Below are 17,376 nucleotides of genomic sequence, written 5' to 3' on the forward strand. Positions count from 1 at the left end.
TACCTCCTGTGTTGTTGTAGACTTCTGCGACACTCACACAGGGAGCGTACGGAAAATTCTCATTGCTTTTCCGCTGCCCGTTTGCTATACTTTGATTAGTTGATTTGCGCGTGCCTGTGTGTGCGCCGAGCCGCCGGACTGTTGCCGCAGTCACGGCGGTTTTTGTTTTGCGGTCGGACTGGTGTGTCCCCCTCCTTTGCTTTGCAGCTGAGTCTTTTACTTTCATCTGTGAGCTATCTTTTTCGCCTCCTCCGTGTTAGAATGATTTATATAGCCGTGCCGTTGGAAACGGCACATGGCAATTTGCTATGCGTATGCATAGCAAAAGACCGTGCTCCCGGGCGCACGGTCAGAGATGGAATGACCTTCCGAGCGGATTGCCGTATGGCGGAGAGCGCTCATGCTCTCATAGATGCTCTGTCGAAGGCCATGTGGGTTCGTCAGCGCGGAGGCCGTGCCGTACCGAACCGAAGGAAACTCCACCCGGGTGAAATTGTCCTTCTACTATTACTTAGAGACAAATTGCAAAATCGGAAGGTCCAAAATTGTAAACTTTTTGTAAACGCAGAAAGAGTGGTGAGCTCATGTCTTTCAAGGATACCCAGTCTTACAAAGAACTGCAGTCTGACTGGCGCTGGATACACTCTATGGACCCGGAAGCTGCCGCTGCCGCAGACCAGTGGGTGAAGGAGCATCCGGAGGAGTGGAAGGAACTGGAGCACATGCTCTACTACAGCGAAGCCAACTTTCACAAGCGAGTTGCGCCGGATACTCTGGAGGATGTGGATATCAAACAGCCTCGATCTTACAATCCGGAAGCGTTCCTGCCGGAGGAAGTGCGCAACGCGATCTACGATGATATGCGCTGGTTTGACCGGGCGAAGTATCTGCCAGAGGGATCTGATGAAGACCCGCTCATGTATGTGCGCAAAGAAATTGACGAGGGACTGCGTGAGCTGACTGAACTACAGCGGGAGGTTCTGTTCCGCACCGTCATCAACGGCGAGTCCACCGAATCCGTCGCACAGGACAAACAGTGCTCGTCCAGAAACATCCGGGAGATCCGCGCCCGTGCGCTTCGACAGATACGGGCCAAAATCAAAAGACGTGAAGGCTACGGCAGGCCCGACGTTGCCATCATTATTTTGCTGTTTATGCTGCTTGTTGGTGTTCCGCTTGTTTGCTGGGGAGAACAGCTTTGGACCGCATATCCCTGGCTGGAGCCTGTGGCTGCAGTGCTTAGCGCATTGGTTGTGGCTGTCATGTTCCAAGATTCCTTTCGCAGAGAAGCAGAAAGGCTGCTGCGCCAGCATTGGGCCAGCCTGAATGGATCGCAGAAAAAAGAATAGTCGTTACGAAAGAAGGAGCTGAGACCACCAAGTCTCAGCTCCTTCTAACCGTATGGTGTTATCATCGTTTTCAAGCAGTTTATCGTCACATTTTATCGCCACTTTTATCGTCACTTTCATCACTTGTCGCCCGTGTTTTTACTGCCGTCTATTGCTTGCGAAGGTATCAATGGCATCGACTATTGGCCAGACTGTATATCAGATACCAGTTGAATTAATGTTTCTTCCCGGCATTTCTTTTTGAGTTCGCATTCCCAAACAATGATAACTTTCCACCCAGCCTCGCGCAGTAACTCAGCGTTGCGCTTATCCCGCGCTACATTGCCAAGGATCTTGGGTTTCCAATATTCTTGATTAGAGGACGGCCAAACGAAACGAGGGCAATCGTGTTTATGCCAAAAGCATCCGTTCACAAAAATAACCGTACGGTATTTAGGAAGAACAATATCTGGGCAACCGGGTAAGCTGCGAACATTTTTGCGGTAGCGAAAACCTTGGGAGAACAGAAACTTCCGCACCATTTCTTCAGGTTTATTGTCCTTGCTACGAATATGTGACATATTCATGCTTCGTACTTCTTGAGAATGGTTGTCCGCCATAATTCATCCCTCTGCTTTCTAATAGCGGCATTGCAACATCTATAACCAGATGCAAACTACAAGAACATAGAAAGAAACTTCAACTTCTCATGAATCCTGTTGCTTTTTTGTAGTTTTTGATGTATTATAGGATAGTTGAAGGGAGGTACGCATATGAAAATTAGTTACCATAGGCTTCTAAAACTCATGATTGATAAAAACATGAAAAAGAAAGATTTACAAGCCCTTACTGGGTTAAGTGCCTCCTCCATTGCAAAATTGTCACGCGACGAGATGATCAGCATGGATGCACTTATAAAAATCTGTGCTGTTTTTGGCGTTCAGTTCTCTGATGTTGTAGAGATTGTTTACGAAAACGCGGATGACACAGGACAATAACATACAGATTAGATTCCGCTTGCTTTTGGTAAATTTATGCACTTGACTAATAGGTTAAGCAGAGTGAAGATACCTCAACGGATTTCTTATATTTGTGTGAATGCAATGATGTCTTAGACTGAATGGTCACTACAGCGAAGAGAAGGTAATTGAAATGGCTTATAAAGTGATAGACCTGTTTGCAGGGGCGGGAGGATTGAGTCTCGGATTTATGCAGACAGGAAAATTTGAAATTGTTGCAGCCGCAGAAAATAATCCCGGCGCACGAAAGACATACAAACGAAATCACAGATTGGCTCGCCTGTACCCGGATGTCCGTACAATTGATTACAAGGAATTAGAGGAATCGTGCGGCGAAATCGATGTGGTTATCGGCGGACCTCCCTGCCAAGGATTCTCGAATGCAAACCGTCAGCACACTACTATCATCAGCATGAACAACCGTCTGGTCAAGGAATATGTTCGTGCTGTTCGAGAGCTGAAGCCCAAAGCGTTTGTTATGGAAAATGTGGCTATGCTTAAATCCAACATCCATCGATTTATGGTAGAGGAAACAGATATCGATGATCCCGTTATCATGGGGTTGACTCTCTCTGAGGATAAAATTGAGTTACTGCCGAAAGGCATCAATTTCCCTAATGCGGTCAACTTTGCTAAAGATCCCTCCAACATTAAAACTTATCTGTGGGACGAAAAAGAGCTCAAAGCGATTACTGTGTTATACCGCTTTCGTATCAACGAGCCCAAGTTTGCCAGCTCTGTGGAGCGCTATCGAAAGTACCTCACCAAACTGTTGGCAGATATCGCCGCGTCCACTGATGAAGATTGGGTGCGAACGCAGGAGCGCAAAATGGCACAAATGCTGCTCTCCTACATGAATGGAGACAAAGTTGAGTTTGATGCATTAATTCGTGCTATCGAAATACCTCTCTCTGTGCAGCGTATGTTGGGCAGGATGCAGGAGCTGTTGGACAATAACATCCATGTAACTGAATATCGTTCCGAAAATGGTACAGTTATTGCAGCAGTACAGTCTTATGCTGTTTTTGATTATGTTGATGGTGTTTTGTCTGCCGCACCATATAATTACGATATTACAGCGAAGGTCTACAACGCTCTTGATTACGGCGCGCCGCAGAAGAGAGAACGTTTTATTATTGTCGGCACAAGAGGGGGAATTGTTTATGATCCTCCGAAGCCTGAGTTTACAAGTGATGCATTCCGCACTGTGCGAGACGCTATTGCAGACCTGCAGGATGTCCCTGCCGCAACAGAGGTTGATGCGCCCCCTGTTGAATTACCTCGTATGGATAATCTAAGTGCTTTGGCTCAAGCTCTTCGCGGCAAGCTGCTGTATAACCATGTATCCACAGCAACCCGTGAGGTCGCACAAGCCCGTTTCGCGGCGTTAAAAGAAGGCGAGAATTTTCATGATCTGGGTGTGGAATTAAAGACTACATACAGTAATGCGGACAGAACACAAAACACCATTTATATGCGTTTGAAATACAATGAGCCCTCTGGTACTGTTGTGAATGTAAGAAAATCTATGTGGGTGCATCCTGAGTTGGACAGAGCCATATCTATCCGAGAGGCTGCCCGCCTGCAGACTTTCCCAGACACCTTTATTTTCGAGGGTTCTAAAGACTCACAGTATCAGCAGGTAGGAAACGCGGTTCCTCCAGTTTTGTCAAACGCAATTGCGCGAAGCCTGGTTAAAGCATTAGGTGCAGAAAAGGAATAAGAGAAGGGTGACCTGAGCAGCTTGCTTGGGCCACCCTTTTTGTCATTTAGCAAGTTCACGAGCCTTCGCCAAGGTCTTGTTGTAAATAGTATCGTAAGGCAGGCAGTCCAGAATATATGTACCACCCAATAGATTCAGATACTTTGACAGCTCTCCAACTGTATCGGTGTTGATATTCAATCCTTCAGTACGTGCAGTAAGGATAGCGCTTACAAACGCGCGAATAATGGTAGGACTATTGGAAGTGTTGCGTTCAATGATATGCAGCGCATGATCGGCGTTTTCACATACGAACTTTGTAAGTTCATACGGATCGGGACGCGAGTCATCATAAGTTAGTCTGCCGATCCACCATAGCCGTGCAAGAGCATTTCTGCTCAACGAACGTCGAGCACCAAATCCGAAGAAGTAGTGCGCCTTTATATCCTGTTTGGTACACTTTTTTGCTATTTTCCATCGGTACTGTGTGTACTCATAAAATGGGCCTAAACACATACCTGCCCACAAGCGTTCATCCGATGCCTGAGAGTCGGAAATGAAACTCAGTTTGCCGTAAACTTCCTGAACATTGGCTGCATCCGTCAAATGTGCTTTGTCGACCGGCTGGGACATATCCAAATGAATATCCGGCATCGGATACTTGGTATTGAGGAATGGGGAGTGTCCCAATTCCTCTTCGATCCATGCATTGGAGGGCAGAGCGAACTTGCTGACATACTGATCTAAGTTTTCTTTTATGGCGTTCAGATCATCCCAGCTTATAAATTGCAGATTCATTCGTCATCCCCTCCTATTGTTCCAAAGCCTTCACAGAGAACCTTGAATGCTTCGGCAAGCGGATCATTAATCAAGCGCTGTGCCAGCACCACCATATTCTGCTGATTAAAATCATCGCTCTCAATATCTACATCGAATTTTGTCAGCAAAGATTTGCGCACAGTTCTATACCAGCCACATTCGGATAACTCCTCACGTTCCTCTATGCTTCTGCATTTCAATTCCTCCAGCGCATATGTAAGAGCCGGAATAATTGTAATCGCATTCAAAACAGGCTGTGTGATCGGAGCCTTGGCAAGCTGCTTATAACTGTAGTAGTCGTTCAGCGGCAGTTTAACAACGATTTTCTGACCATCAATACCCACAATCATGTGTGTTACTAATGGGTCTGCGTTTCGAATGATACTGAAAACAGACGGAGTGTTTGCCAAATCTTCTATTTCTTTAGTGATGGTTGCATTGACCTGCTTTCCAACCGCTAAGACGCAGCCGGCTTCAATCTCAAAGGTCGCTCCACTATAGTCATCATGAAATCCTGGATTACTATACCCAGCAATATCCTGAGTCGCAACGATAAACGGACATATCTGCAGTTTACCGCATATTTTCTTATCGGAAAGCACACGGCTTTCCGATACCTTCTCAGTAGTCACGACTTCACGGAAACCAGTCTGAGCGCATTCCAGGTGATATACATACTGGGCCTGTCCATCCTGAATCAGCTTTTTCAGCCCCACGTTGGTAAGAGAGGCCATAAAGTCGATACGGATGTTATAGCCATCTTTCTGCAAATCAATAGTAGTATCAAAACTACCGTCTTTGTAATCATCAGAATAATATGCCAAGACGGGGTAAGGATACAGTTTATACCTTATTTCCACACGCCTTCACCTCCATCGAACAGTAGTCATGGAAATTAATCTTTATAGACAGTTTCACAGGAACATTTTCGGTAAAGGTTAATCCGCTGATTTTATTTCCACTCACTGTCAGTTCAGCACCATCTGCGGCTGCAGAAATAAGTGTTGCATCGTAGTTCTGGGATTCTGCAGACATGAAAAGGCTGATAATCCCGTCTGTTGCAGATACATTGGGAACAAAAGTGACGGTATACTCACCCTGACTCTTGTTCGTACACATAACGCGCGACTTTACTGCAGACACTGCGGCCAAGCTCTTGCGGTGTTCGATAGGCTTATCACCCTTTCCTCCACCTTCGCCGCTTCCACCGCCACCTCCGCCATTGCCTCCGGTGGAGTTGCCTTCGCGGCTGCCTTCACCGGGGATATCATCTGCGATAATATCTCCATTGGGGTCATCTACCTCAGTAGTACCTGTTCCAGCCTGACTCATACTGCCTGGCTTGGGACTGCGGGACACAGTCTTTGTTTCAATCGCTTGTATGGTGTCATTGATGTTTTCGCCTTTATCTTCAGGTTTCGGTTGTGCTGGATCTTGTTCAGCAGCGAGATACTCACCAACAGAAGGGTCAAGTGCTTCTTCGCCATCATCATTTTTCAGCTCATCCAGACAGGCTTTGATAAACTTGGTAAGGGCAGACAGGACGCCCTTAGCCTCGGACTTATTTTCAGCACGCTCAATTTCCCATTTTGTGTGCTGAGGATTCTCCAGCGTTCTGAGATATTCATTGAGTTTGTCACCTTCAATATATAACACTCCGGCAAAGGGAATTAGTCCGTTGATGTTTCCTTTATCCATAATTTTCATACCCGTGCGGCGAACCATCGCCACTCTTCTGTGAAAATCAGGCTGTATCATGAGTCGAAGCGTTACCTTGCCCATTGTACCGATGTCTTTGGTGTATGTAGGCGATTTTTGCTCGTCGGCAGTAAGAACCTGATAGTACTCGTCGGCATATTCAGAAAAATATGCTTTGTGGGATGTAACCAGTTCTGGCAGGGTCTCCTTACTGATAACGATATCTTCGACCTCAACAATAAGTTCCTCAGCATACACAGCATACAAAAAGCCGTCAAGGACAGATGCTACCATGTCATGCTTCCAATCCTTGCTGCCATTGAAGCCTAAGACAAAGATGTCTGTGCCGCTCTTTCCTGCCTCACGGCTATAGGAAGGGTCAATGGATATTTGTTGCTTCACGGGAGCGTTTTTATCTGCTCCGTAAAATCCCGTCCCCTGCGTGGTCTCACCTTTCTTGTCTTTAAAGCTGGTGAGACGGGCCACGCCCTGGTACGCAGCGACTCCCTCACTATCCAACGTACTGTAGAAAACAGTTCTAAAAACGGAGCAGGCATAAGGAGCAAATTTGCCGATGCCAAAAGAGCCTCCATGAGAGCCGCTTTTGTCAGAGGCACCCTGAGACTTAGTAAGGTTGCACCAAGGAGAATTGTATTCTTCATCAGAGCCAAGGAGTCCTGTGGTGTTGGTATCGCTGATTCTTAAACAGGTGATCTTAGGCTGTTTCGCTAATTTAAGAGCAGACTGGAAAAAGCTCTTTGCTTTAGTAGATTTCTGCTTAGACCAGTATTCCAGCGACTTGGAAAATGCATCTTCCAAGTCATCAAAGCCCGGAATTGCAGACGGCGCAATCTCAAATGTGCGAAAAACAATACGAGTAGGTTCACCATTCTTCAGATTTGCATCGATGGAATTCTGGCAAATCTCACGCGCCAAAGACTTAATTGGGGTGCCATTAAAAGTTTCAACGCCAGAATCTGCGATGCCAAAAATTTGACCATGGTTGTTAGAAGGAAAATTCCAAGCGTATCTGCGAAGAGAGAATAGAGCCATTTAAGAACACCATCCTTACTTTAATGTGAACCTGGAGGTTCTGCTGCTTTCGACCTTCTGGTATTTTTTCTTCGCCTCACGAAGTTCAGTTTCGATGGCAGAGAAAATCTGATCGACATCCTGCTGAGTATACTCATAGGTGTTGGTGTTTGCACAGTTCCCCAGCAATTGAATCATATCGATGATTTTGTTTGTTCTGGCTTCTGCCAGCCGAACAAATCTATCACGCTTGGATTCTGGTTTTTTCCCCATAATAACCGCTCCTTTGACTTGTTTTGATTTTATTATATAGAGTGGATTCATTTGTGTCAACACATTCTTTATATATTTTTTGTATTTTTTAAATATTGTTCGTCATTTTTTGTTTCTGCTATTTGCAAGAGATAAAATATGCTGTCTACATAATGGTATTTTGAAATTGTCCTGTGTGTATTCATCGTTATCGCCATTTAAAGACTTTGTGAGAGCGTTTCATGCCGCTCCCACGACTATATCCTTGTTGATCAAGCTGATCGACTGTCGTTCCTTTCATGTTTACGCTTATCGTCGATTTTTGTCGCCGACATTTATCACCGATTTTTTATCGCCGATTTTTCAAATCGGTTGTTTCATTGTTTATGCGGCGCAGTTTTTGAGGTCAGCCCATGATGCCGATTTTGTTGCCGTTTTCGTAAATGTCCGCGCCGTATTCGCAGTGATTTGGCCCTTGGTATTCCAGCCAGCCGAAGCCCTCCACATAAACCATATCGCCGGGTTGCAGGTCAGTGACCGTCTGCGCCGGGGCGGGTACGGGAGTAGGTTCCGGAACGTGCTCCGATTCAGCCGTTGGTTGTGTGTTGGGAGCTGCAGACGCTTTCGCCGGTACAAACTCCGGCTCATTGGTGGTTTCACAGGGAGGCTCCGGCTGTGGAGTCGCAGCCTTTTCTTTCTCTGGTGGCAAATCGATTTCTGTTTCTAATTTGGCCTCTGCGACAATCGGCTCTGGGGCGCTTACGGCGGGTGTTTGGGGCGGCGCGGGTGTTTCCCCGACCGTTTCGGTCTGCGGCCACATGGCGGCGCACAGGGCCAGACAGGCGGTGATTGCTGCGACGATGATGATTCTATTTTTCATTTTGGTTCCTCCTCTTTGGATGTAAAATGATTGAGTTCTGTGGACAACTCACCTTTTGCGGAATAGCTATCAGAGCTTCAGAAGATTATCCAGAATATTTGCCGCCTGTTGCAGTTCGCTCTGGGTGGTCTCGTTTGGCAAATCCTCATTTTGTACCTTGTGGGGCAGATAGGGTCCATAGTTCTGCCGGGTGATCGTCGGTCGGTAGTGACCCAGCATCTGCGCCAACTCCTTGGCATCCATGCCGTTCTTTAGAGCGAGGATGGCGCAGGTATGACGGAGATCCACATACCGAATGTGGTCGATGCCCGCTTCCTTGATGATCTCATTGTGCATCCGGCGCACCATCTGCGGCGAGTAAGGTTTCAGCGTAGCCGGGTGCATAAACATGAGCGGACTGCTTGGGTGCTTGCTGTGCTCCATGATGAGAAGGTCGACCACCTCCGGGGTCAGCCTTATTGACCTCGTCTGACTGCCGTACTCCACCAGCTCTCGCCGTACCACGGCACGGTTTTCTGCGATGGTCAGCGTCCGCTTTTCGATATCAAGGTCGCTCCATTTCAGGGCGATTAGCTCGCCTTGGCGTAGGCCTGTCGTCAGCGCCAGCATGAACATGGGGAGGTAGCCCAGCCGCTCGGCGGCGTCCAGATAGTCCTCCATTTCCAGAGGCGTCATGATATTCGCTTTCACCGTTGTGGACTTGCGGTAGCGGAATGCCTTGGCGGGATTCTCTGTCAGGAGACCGTCCCGTATGGCTTGATCCAAGCATTGCTGCAGCAGGCGGTGGATGTGCCGCATGGTTTCTTCTCCCAAGCCAGAGCTGCCGGGTCGATGATTGCCGAAGTGCTTCCGTTCCTCCAGAAATTCTCCAACCCTCTCCGATGTCAATTCAGAGAGGAGCACATCTCCTAAACCGGGGAGAATGTGGTTTTTGAACACATAGTTGTGTGCCGCATAGGTGGTCGGCCTGCTTTGGTGCCTGTCGTAGGTTTCCTGCCAGAAGAGGATGTATTCCCGAAGCGTCATATTCCCACCTCCATACACTGGCGCTGCAGATCACGAAAGACCACCCGTGGGAGTCTGGCCTGTTTGAGTATTTTCTTGTGCAGATAGTAGAACTCGTGGAGCTTGTACGGCGCTTCGGTTTTTGGATTGAGAAACACATAGGACGAGGCCGTTTCCGGTATCTGCTTCAGCAGATGCGCCGCTTTGGCGTTAAGCGTCAGCAACCGCTGGCCTTTAAGGATGTACCTGTAGCGGACATAAAAATCGGCCCACGACAAGGTGATCAGTTCACATTGCCGCAGGCCGCTTGATAGTCCTGTATAGATGATGGGAAGTACGCCGAGCTGCTCCGCTGCGTTCAGGTAACGCTGGAGCTGCCCCTGACGCAAAGGGGCGGACTTGTATTCCTCCGCCTGCGGTTCTGGGCAGAGCCGCACCGGGTTGTATGGAATGAGCTGTTCCTGTGCCGCTTGATCCATGCACCGGCGCAGGAGCAGGTGGACGCACCACACACTTCTGGCACTGAGTCCCCGGCTCTGCAGGACATCGTAGAAACCCGTGACCGTCTGCTCTGTCAGGTCGGAGAGTGCTACATTTCCGATGTTGGGTAGGATGTGGCCGTAAATCAGATTGCGGTACCCGCCCTCGGTGTTGCCGTTCCACTTGGGGCGGTTGGCGATGAACCACTGGCCGCACCACTGCCCGACTGTCAGGGTATTTTCTTTCTGCATATCGTCGCCTCCTTTTGGCAAACGAACAATATCACAGAAAGCAGGAAATAGCTACTGAAAAGAACGGCATATCTTCGGGAAAATAACTGTTCCGAATAACGCCGGTATTATTCGGAATAATATAGTTGATTTTATTCGGAGAAACGGTTATAATATTCTTAGAAACTGTACTGGAGGTGTTCCAATATGACGATCAAAGAAGCGGCTGCCGCTTGGGGGATCACCGAACGGCGGGTCAATGCGCTTTGCAAAGCCGGACGTATTTCCGGCGCGTATAAGGAGGGCAGGCAGTGGTTTATCCCGGACAGCGCTCAAAAGCCGATGGATAAGCGTGGTCATCGGAGTGTGGTGGAGCCCGTTGCATCATCTGCACGCAAGCCGTTGCCCATTGGCGTATCTGATTACCGGGACGCCTGCAAAAACTACTACTATGTAGACAAGACTTTAATGATCAAAGAGTTTCTGGACGAGCGCCCCAAAGTATCCCTATTTACCCGCCCCAGACGCTTTGGCAAAACGTTGAACATGGATATGCTCCGCACCTTCTTCGAAAAGACGACCGAGGACACTTCCGTTTACTTCAGAGATAAGAAAATCTGGTCCTGCGGAGAATCCTATCTTGCCCACCATAGAAAGTACCCTGTGATCTTCCTGTCCTTCAAGGATGTTAAATACACCTCTTGGGAAGAAACCTATCAGACGCTCCAAAAGCTGATCGCGCAGGAATTCCGCCGCCACGACGAGTTGGCATCCAGCTCCGCACTTAGTGATTACGAAAAAGAGGAATATTCCCTTCTTGCAACAGAAGCCGCTGACGAAGTGGAATATCAAATGTCCCTGCGGACACTGACGCTGCTCCTCCATAAGCACCACAATGTCGCACCTATCGTCATCATTGACGAATATGATACTCCCATTCAGCAGGGCCATATGAGCGGCTTCTACGACACGATCATCGGGTTCATGCGAAACCTGTTCTCCGGTGGTCTGAAGGACAATCCGCATCTGAGCTATGGTTTCCTGACCGGCATCCTTCGTGTTGCCAAGGAAAGTATCTTCAGCGGCCTGAACAACCTGAAGATCAACTCGATTTTAGACGAGCGCTACAGTGAATATTTCGGCTTCACTTCAAGTGAAGTACATGAGATGGCGGACTACTATCATGCTTCTGATAAATATCAGGAGCTTTGCGAGTGGTATGATGGTTACCTTTTCGGCAATACCGAGATTTTTAATCCCTGGTCTGTCATTGGATACTTCAACAATAACTGCCGTCCCAAAGCATTCTGGCAGTCCACCGGAAGCAATGACATCATCCGTGAGGTGCTGGCTTCTGCAACGCCGGATATTATGGAGCGTCTGGAGCTGTTGATGAAGGGCGAATCCTTCGTTACGCACATCGACACTGGCGTCATTTATCCGCAGATCCAGAATGATCCGTCCTCTGTTTACAGCTTCCTGCTTGTGGCAGGTTATTTGAAGGCTGTGAGCTGCGACCAGTCTTACGGCGAGGATTATATGTGCGAAGTGGCTCTGCCCAACAAAGAGATTTCTTTCGTCTACAGCAAGGAGATCCTCTCTCAGCTTGAGAATATTATTCCTCGTTCCGTTGCTATTGCTATTCAGGAAGCTATCTACAAGGCAGATATCGAATCACTGCAAAAAGCCTTGGAAAAGTTCCTGCTCCAAACAATTAGTTTCCACGATGCTGCCGACGAAACATTTTACCATGGTCTGATATTGGGTATGTGCGCTGTGATGGACAACAGCTATCGCATTACCTCCAATCGCGAAGCTGGTGATGGACGATTTGATATTCAGATGCTTCCTTTGAATAAGCGGCTTCCTGGTATTCTGATTGAATTAAAGGCGGGGAAAGACCGCTCTGAAACACAGCTTGAAGACCTTGCCAATGTTGCCTTGCAACAGATCAACGACCGTGCGTACAGCGTTGATCTGCAGGCAATGAATGTTACGTCATTTATAAAAATCGGCATTGCATTCTCAGGCAAAAGAACACGTATTGCTGCCGAAAGGCAAAACATCGAATAACCATCTTCGCTCAGCAGGCTGGCTATCATCCAAGTCAGCCTGCTGTCTTTTTGTCATCGCGCTTTTTTCTTTGTTTATGCGGCGCAATTTCTGAGCTGCTCGCTGCGGTAAAAAGCACCCGCTGCCGGGGACAATCCCGGTCGGAAGCACTTTTAATATACAGAATTTCATCCCACACAAATCCCAAAAGACGAAAGCGGTGTCTGAAATAAACAGGCCAATAGAGTTCCAAAGGGGGACCGCAGGAGTGCCGGAAAGTGCCAAAGAGGGCGCAAGACCCCTCGCTGAAAGTTCAGACATAGGTTTGGGATCAAGAGACCGGGCGTTCGAGTCGCCCCACTCGGACCAAAACCCTCTGAAATCGGTTGATTTCAGAGGGTTTTTCTTATTCATTGTCTATTGCGGCGCAGAATTTGAGGAGTGTCGCTATGGCAAAAAATGTGATAATTCGATGTTTTCTTGTAATTTGTTCCGCTATGTACTATAATTAATCAACGGTAGGCCTTTGTGCTACCAAGGTAGCCGTGTGAGAGTATTCCCATGCGGCTACTTCTCTTTACAGAAAAGAGTGATCTTATGCAGAACAAAAAAGATCAACACTATGTTCCAAGATTCTATTTAAAGAACTTCTCCAAAAATAAAAAAAGCCTTGGTATGCTCAGAAAATCCGGTTTCAGGGTAGTCGAGCATGCGTCAATTAAACAAGTAGCCTATCGGGACTATATGTATGGAAGAGATGGCGTTATAGAAGAGTGGCTGTCCAAATGTGAAGGAAAATGGTCTCAGGTGGTGAGATATCTATTGGTTGAGGACGACACAGAGTGTACAGAACCATTGGAATACTACCTGCTCCTCCTTCACTTTGTACAGATTTCATTAGTAAGAACAGCTAAAAATAGCAGACGCTTATCGTTCATTACTTGATAATCTTAGAATGATGCTCGATGAAACAGAAGCATCCAGAGGAAAGCTTGCAGTTAGTCGCGAAGAATTCTTTGCTGACTACGATACTCCCAATAAAATCTCCATCGCTGTAGCGAACGAATGTTTTGATATTTTGGTCGATCTAAAGCCATTGACAATCATAAACGAATCCGGTCGTGGCTTTATTATTTCTGATAATCCGGTCACGTTGTATAACCTTCTCTATGCGCGTAGGAATTATAGAATTAACTATGGTTTAGGTACTGGAGGTATTATCATTTTTCTTCCTCTAAGTCCAACTGTGTGTTTTTGCCTTTGCGATCCAGAAGTGTACGATGAGAAAAGTGAGGATGGTTTCAATATTACAATTAAATCCAAAAATCAAGTAAACGAACTCAATAAAATGTTTGCGCAAAATGCATATGAAGCGATTTATTGGGGTTCAGGTGTTGATGCCGATTACGCCAAACGCATGGGCAGAGAATTTCGAACACCAAAGCCTCCGGTAGAAGAATTGCCCATTAAAGGAAGCCTGCACTCCATTATTCGATTTGGTACAGAATCAATATTTGAGTACTACCAAATACCAGAAGCGGATTTTAGAAAAGTATTGCCGGGATCACGGCTATACAGCCATCCGCCACTACGACGAGGACGACGGATATTCGGGAACCAACTTCAACCGGCCCGGATTCCAGCGGATGCTTGCCGACATCAAGGCGGGCAAGATCAAGCGCGTTGTCGTTAAGGATATGAGCCGGTTCGGGCGTAACTATTTGCAAGTCGGAATGTATACGGAAATGCTGTTTCCAGAGTACGGCGTCCACTTTATTGCCGTCAATGACGGTGTGGACAGTGTGCGCGGGGACAGCGAGTTTACCGCCATCCGCAACGTATTCAACGACAATCTTGCATAAAGCATGACAAGAAAAACAGCGGTGCGGATACAATCAGAAATCTACAATCAAAGCCCAAAATTGTGTGTAATTTAGGGTGGAAAAACGAGGATTTTGTGTCTTATAAGAAGCGTAAACTTAGGAGGCGGATGGGTTTATATGTTGTTACTGCAACTATCCACGTGGCAAAATATATCCCTCTTCCGCCGTTTATAGGTTGACATTTCCGACTCTTTTCTGTATAGTGTGTATGGGTGGGTACCTACCGGCACTTAGGCTGAAAAGTCTACGTGCCGTTTTTGCTTTTACGGAGGTGCGAAAATGAAAAGAATATCAGTTGCACACAGGTTTAAGGATAGGGCTCTTGTTGCCTCTTTGGTGCGTGGAATTGCTTTTGCCCTGATTACGCTTTTGTTTACAACGGTCGCTTTCTTCAAGGGTTTCCTATGGTGCATTTACATCGGCTTCTCATTAACAATGGCTCTTGGCGCAAAGAAATGCGAATATAGAAATTACGTTTGCAGCCTTTTGGCAGGATATGTGTGGTCGCTCGCCTATGTATTCTTTCCCTCTTTTATGGAAAAGACATTTCATATTCCTTCCTTCGCCGCAATGACCGTCAGTGAACTGATCCTAACTTTCCTGCTGCTGTTTGTGCATCTCAAATTTCTCCGCAACACCTGGCTGAATAAAATACCTATGGTGTTTGCAGGAATCACGACTGTATTTATCGGCGGCATTGACCATATTGCGTTGAGTGGGCTGTCAACCTTTATGGGAATATCTATGGCTGTGCTGACAGAGATCATCATTGTATTTCTGACTGTGATAAATAAAGAAAAGCAAGTAGAGCAATAAATGAAAGGAGCATTCTGATATGAATATTACAGTTTATCTCGGTGCAAACGAAGGCAATGACCCATCTTTGCGCAAAGCGGTTCAGGAACTTGGTACATGGATTGGTGCAAGCGGAAATGCGCTGGTCTATGGCGGATCGAAGACTGGCTTAATGGGCGAGATCGCCAAAAGCGTTCTGGACGCCGGTGGGAATGTGACCGGTGTAGAACCGCAGTTCTTTATGGACGAAGGTTTCCAGTATGACGGGCTGACAGAGCTGATCGTCACAAAGGATATGTCGGAGCGCAAGAATAAAATGATCGAGCTGGGCGATGCCTTTATCGCCTTCCCCGGTGGCACTGGCACATTGGAGGAGATTGCGGAAATCATGTCCAAGGTATCACTGAAGCAATTGGATGCTCCCTGTATTCTTTACAATTTGAACGGCTTCTACAAGGATCTGAAAGCACTCTTAAATCACATGATAGAAATGGGCTTGTCTTCAAAGGAACGGCAGGAAGGAATCTATTTTGCGGAGAGCCTTGAACAGATTAAGCATATTTTGTCCAAAGAAGATTAACAAAGAATAACATGAACAACAAGGGCTTGGGACTATCCCAAAAATCAAAACCTCCGGCTAAGCCGGAGGTTTGATCTGGCCCTATAAGGGCCTATTACGGACGAAGCCCCTTAAGGGGCCCGAAAGGTCTGCCGATCGCATTCCTTTCTCGGGCTACCCCTTAAGGGGTTTTACTTATGCCTTGGGATTCTTGGTACCCGTAAACGGGTCTATATACTCCTTAATGCTGATTTGGTCACTCATTTTGTCCTCCTCAAGCTGGTTTTGTATATACGCCTTTATTGCTTTCTTATTTCTCCCTACCGTATCCACAAAATATCCTCTTGCCCCAAAATGCCGATTCCCATATTTGTATTTCAGGTTGGCATGCCGGTCAAATATCATCAGGCTGCTCTTTCCTTTCAGGTAGCCCATAATCTGGGATACGCTGTACTTCGGCGGGTTGCTTATCAACATGTGGATGTGGTCTGGGCATGCTTGTGCTTCTATGATTTCCATGCTCTTTTGCTGGCACAACTTCCGCATTTCGGCGCAAACACCACATGGTATTGACATCGCCAACTGTTATGTTCTAAACTACTTACATCTACTTCTTTCATGAATTAGTCTCCTTGTTTTTGTAAGTTTTGGTCGGCAAACCTCTTCCTTTCTCTAACTCGGAGACTTTTTCTTGTCTACTCTTCCCCTCTCCATAGGATTTCTTTTGCCCCCGGCAGAGCCGGGGGTTGACTTTGTGAACCAAGCGAATCGGGAACCCGGCGTTTGCCGGATTTCCGCTTTTGCAAGAGTTTGTATAAACACTCGCCCTGCTTGCCACTACCGGTCCGCTTTATAGGCCAGCACGGTGGAGTAGCATTTTCTGAGCTGCCGGCTGATTTCTGGCGGCGTGTTTCGAATCAGCAACTCATAGTTTTTGGGGGTATACAGGATACACAAGAATCCTTTGTTGATACGATATGCCGCTATTTTATGGGTATACTCCACTGGAACCGGGTTTGTACTGAAATAAATCCAAAACTCCGGACGGCCCTCTATGAGGCTGTAGTCTATACCGATGTACTTCATATCAGCATAGGAATAGCAATCGCACCAGCACCACCGGTCCCAACTACAAAAGCTGATAACACTGCAGCACCGATTGCAAGACCGCCAAAAATGAGTGCGCTACGAAAAATAGAATCTCCCAAAGTGGTGATTTCTTCCCACAAGTCCCCGCCATCATCTTTTCTGCTGACCGGGTCATTGTCGCAGTAGGCAAAGAGATTCTTATCCCAGTTGGCTTTGTCGGGGGACGCAGCTACCACGGCGGCGGTATCCGCGTTGATAAACCTTCCCCAGACCGGGTTATAATACCGGCTGCTGAGGTAGTACAGGCTCGTCTCGCTGTCGTAGACATACCCACGATAGCGCAGGGGATTCGCGGCGCCGAGGGTGGCAGACATGGAACCGCTGACGGCCATGCTGCCAGGCGTAGGTCCACGTGCCGTCGGACAGGGGATTGCCTATGGCGTCGTAGGTAATGGACTTCCCATTGAACGCCGTCAGCAGGTCCGGCCAATTGGCGTCGCCGTAGGTATAGGTTCTGCTTGCTGTCCGGACGTGGCCGTCTTTTAACGGCCAC

Annotated in this window: 17 protein-coding genes and 3 pseudogenes; 9 read left to right on the plus strand and 11 right to left on the minus strand. The window is 47.3% G+C overall.

Annotation, left to right across the window (positions count from 1 at the left end):
• Positions 1-584: 584 nt before the first annotated feature.
• Positions 585-1,349: a sigma-70 RNA polymerase sigma factor region 4 domain-containing protein gene (locus LKD37_RS07725; protein ID WP_302928680.1), complete on the plus strand. Its 765-nt coding sequence runs from the start codon at positions 585-587 to the stop codon at positions 1,347-1,349.
• 179 nt (positions 1,350-1,528) lie between these two features.
• Here LKD37_RS07725 and LKD37_RS07730 read toward each other — a convergent pair whose 3' ends face one another.
• Positions 1,529-1,948, minus strand: coding sequence for a very short patch repair endonuclease (locus LKD37_RS07730; protein WP_178265270.1), 420 nt, complete (start codon positions 1,946-1,948; stop codon positions 1,529-1,531).
• A 153-nt stretch (positions 1,949-2,101) separates the two neighbouring features.
• On the opposite strand from LKD37_RS07730, the gene LKD37_RS07735 reads away from it, so the two are divergent.
• Positions 2,102-2,326, plus strand: coding sequence for a helix-turn-helix domain-containing protein (locus LKD37_RS07735; RefSeq protein WP_178265269.1), 225 nt, complete (start codon positions 2,102-2,104; stop codon positions 2,324-2,326).
• Positions 2,327-2,480: 154 nt separating this feature from the next.
• Positions 2,481-4,070, plus strand: coding sequence for a DNA cytosine methyltransferase (locus LKD37_RS07740; protein ID WP_178265268.1), 1,590 nt, complete (start codon positions 2,481-2,483; stop codon positions 4,068-4,070).
• A gap of 42 nt (positions 4,071-4,112) precedes the next feature.
• On the opposite strand, the gene LKD37_RS07745 is transcribed toward LKD37_RS07740, so the two are convergent.
• The 7 genes from LKD37_RS07745 to LKD37_RS07775 all read right to left on the minus strand — a co-directional run bounded on the left by LKD37_RS07745 (position 4,113) and on the right by LKD37_RS07775 (position 10,466).
• Complete coding sequence (locus LKD37_RS07745; RefSeq protein WP_178265267.1) at positions 4,113-4,847, minus strand: DUF6339 family protein; 735 nt, start codon at positions 4,845-4,847, stop codon at positions 4,113-4,115.
• On the minus strand, positions 4,844-5,728 hold the full coding sequence (locus LKD37_RS07750) for a hypothetical protein (RefSeq protein WP_178265266.1): 885 nt from the start codon (positions 5,726-5,728) through the stop codon (positions 4,844-4,846). Before LKD37_RS07750 ends, LKD37_RS07745 begins: the two co-directional genes overlap by 4 nt.
• A complete protein-coding gene (locus LKD37_RS07755; RefSeq protein WP_302928681.1) occupies positions 5,712-7,619 on the minus strand; it encodes a hypothetical protein in 1,908 nt (635 codons plus the stop codon). The genes LKD37_RS07750 and LKD37_RS07755 overlap by 17 nt, the downstream gene beginning before the upstream one ends.
• Before the next feature lie 15 nt (positions 7,620-7,634).
• Entirely contained in the window at positions 7,635-7,922 is a 288-nt protein-coding gene (locus LKD37_RS07760) for a hypothetical protein (protein ID WP_306414429.1), read from the minus strand.
• Between the two features lie 334 nt (positions 7,923-8,256).
• Positions 8,257-8,730 carry a DUF6550 family protein gene (locus LKD37_RS07765; protein WP_302928682.1) on the minus strand — a complete coding sequence of 158 codons (474 nt, stop codon included), beginning with the start codon at positions 8,728-8,730 and terminating at the stop codon, positions 8,257-8,259.
• A gap of 69 nt (positions 8,731-8,799) precedes the next feature.
• Positions 8,800-9,756, minus strand: a complete 957-nt coding sequence (locus LKD37_RS07770; protein WP_302928683.1) for a tyrosine-type recombinase/integrase — start codon at positions 9,754-9,756, stop codon at positions 8,800-8,802.
• Positions 9,753-10,466 carry a tyrosine-type recombinase/integrase gene (locus tag LKD37_RS07775; protein ID WP_302928684.1) on the minus strand — a complete coding sequence of 238 codons (714 nt, stop codon included), beginning with the start codon at positions 10,464-10,466 and terminating at the stop codon, positions 9,753-9,755. Before LKD37_RS07775 ends, LKD37_RS07770 begins: the two co-directional genes overlap by 4 nt.
• Positions 10,467-10,652: 186 nt before the next feature.
• Here LKD37_RS07775 and LKD37_RS07780 point away from each other — a divergent pair, with 186 nt between their 5' ends.
• Complete coding sequence (locus LKD37_RS07780) at positions 10,653-12,518, plus strand: AAA family ATPase (RefSeq protein WP_302928685.1); 1,866 nt, start codon at positions 10,653-10,655, stop codon at positions 12,516-12,518.
• Here LKD37_RS07780 and LKD37_RS07785 read toward each other — a convergent pair.
• The gene (locus LKD37_RS07785; protein WP_302928686.1) at positions 12,471-12,911 is read right to left on the minus strand and encodes a hypothetical protein; all 441 of its coding nucleotides are present in this window, start codon (positions 12,909-12,911) and stop codon (positions 12,471-12,473) included. The genes LKD37_RS07780 and LKD37_RS07785 overlap by 48 nt on opposite strands.
• 183 nt (positions 12,912-13,094) lie before the next feature.
• On the opposite strand from LKD37_RS07785, the gene LKD37_RS07790 reads away from it, so the two are divergent.
• From LKD37_RS07790 to LKD37_RS07810, 5 genes and pseudogenes are all read left to right on the plus strand, one after another.
• Positions 13,095-13,442 (plus strand): DUF4238 domain-containing protein, encoded by a 348-nt coding sequence (locus LKD37_RS07790; RefSeq protein WP_302928687.1) that lies wholly within the window; start codon positions 13,095-13,097, stop codon positions 13,440-13,442.
• 13 nt (positions 13,443-13,455) lie between these two features.
• Positions 13,456-13,818: pseudogene (locus LKD37_RS17585) on the plus strand (DUF4238 domain-containing protein); the annotation flags it as partial.
• A gap of 211 nt (positions 13,819-14,029) precedes the next feature.
• Positions 14,030-14,347 (plus strand): annotated as a pseudogene (locus tag LKD37_RS17590) (recombinase family protein); the annotation flags it as partial.
• A gap of 312 nt (positions 14,348-14,659) precedes the next feature.
• Positions 14,660-15,196 (plus strand): DUF1097 family protein, encoded by a 537-nt coding sequence (locus tag LKD37_RS07805; protein WP_302928690.1) that lies wholly within the window; start codon positions 14,660-14,662, stop codon positions 15,194-15,196.
• Positions 15,197-15,215: 19 nt separating this feature from the next.
• Positions 15,216-15,755, plus strand: coding sequence for an LOG family protein (locus LKD37_RS07810; protein WP_302928691.1), 540 nt, complete (start codon positions 15,216-15,218; stop codon positions 15,753-15,755).
• 174 nt (positions 15,756-15,929) lie between these two features.
• On the opposite strand, the pseudogene tnpA reads toward LKD37_RS07810, so the two are convergent.
• Positions 15,930-16,354 (minus strand): annotated as a pseudogene (gene tnpA / locus LKD37_RS07815) (IS200/IS605 family transposase).
• A gap of 462 nt (positions 16,355-16,816) precedes the next feature.
• Positions 16,817-17,215 carry an RHS repeat-associated core domain-containing protein gene (locus LKD37_RS07820; protein ID WP_302928692.1) on the minus strand — a complete coding sequence of 133 codons (399 nt, stop codon included), beginning with the start codon at positions 17,213-17,215 and terminating at the stop codon, positions 16,817-16,819.
• Positions 17,216-17,376: the final 161 nt, after the last annotated feature.

The sequence above is a fragment of the Brotocaccenecus cirricatena genome, assembly GCF_020687045.1.
GTDB classification, from domain to species: Bacteria; Bacillota; Clostridia; order Oscillospirales; family Oscillospiraceae; genus Vescimonas; species Vescimonas cirricatena.

Excerpts from the sequence above, each read along its gene's own strand:
- LKD37_RS07725 (WP_302928680.1), top strand. The coding sequence starts at position 585 with ATGTCTTTCAAGGATACCCAGTCTTACAAAGAACTGCAGTCTGACTGG.
- LKD37_RS07730 (WP_178265270.1), bottom strand. The coding sequence starts at position 1,948 with ATGGCGGACAACCATTCTCAAGAAGTACGAAGCATGAATATGTCACAT.
- LKD37_RS07735 (WP_178265269.1), top strand. The coding sequence starts at position 2,102 with ATGAAAATTAGTTACCATAGGCTTCTAAAACTCATGATTGATAAAAAC.
- LKD37_RS07740 (WP_178265268.1), top strand. The coding sequence starts at position 2,481 with ATGGCTTATAAAGTGATAGACCTGTTTGCAGGGGCGGGAGGATTGAGT.
- LKD37_RS07745 (WP_178265267.1), bottom strand. The coding sequence starts at position 4,847 with ATGAATCTGCAATTTATAAGCTGGGATGATCTGAACGCCATAAAAGAA.
- LKD37_RS07755 (WP_302928681.1), bottom strand. The coding sequence starts at position 7,619 with ATGGCTCTATTCTCTCTTCGCAGATACGCTTGGAATTTTCCTTCTAAC.
- LKD37_RS07760 (WP_306414429.1), bottom strand. The coding sequence starts at position 7,922 with ATGAATCCACTCTATATAATAAAATCAAAACAAGTCAAAGGAGCGGTT.
- LKD37_RS07765 (WP_302928682.1), bottom strand. The coding sequence starts at position 8,730 with ATGAAAAATAGAATCATCATCGTCGCAGCAATCACCGCCTGTCTGGCC.
- LKD37_RS07770 (WP_302928683.1), bottom strand. The coding sequence starts at position 9,756 with ATGACGCTTCGGGAATACATCCTCTTCTGGCAGGAAACCTACGACAGG.
- LKD37_RS07775 (WP_302928684.1), bottom strand. The coding sequence starts at position 10,466 with ATGCAGAAAGAAAATACCCTGACAGTCGGGCAGTGGTGCGGCCAGTGG.
- LKD37_RS07780 (WP_302928685.1), top strand. The coding sequence starts at position 10,653 with ATGACGATCAAAGAAGCGGCTGCCGCTTGGGGGATCACCGAACGGCGG.
- LKD37_RS07785 (WP_302928686.1), bottom strand. The coding sequence starts at position 12,911 with ATGAATAAGAAAAACCCTCTGAAATCAACCGATTTCAGAGGGTTTTGG.
- LKD37_RS07790 (WP_302928687.1), top strand. The coding sequence starts at position 13,095 with ATGCAGAACAAAAAAGATCAACACTATGTTCCAAGATTCTATTTAAAG.
- LKD37_RS07805 (WP_302928690.1), top strand. The coding sequence starts at position 14,660 with ATGAAAAGAATATCAGTTGCACACAGGTTTAAGGATAGGGCTCTTGTT.
- LKD37_RS07810 (WP_302928691.1), top strand. The coding sequence starts at position 15,216 with ATGAATATTACAGTTTATCTCGGTGCAAACGAAGGCAATGACCCATCT.
- LKD37_RS07820 (WP_302928692.1), bottom strand. The coding sequence starts at position 17,215 with ATGGCCGTCAGCGGTTCCATGTCTGCCACCCTCGGCGCCGCGAATCCC.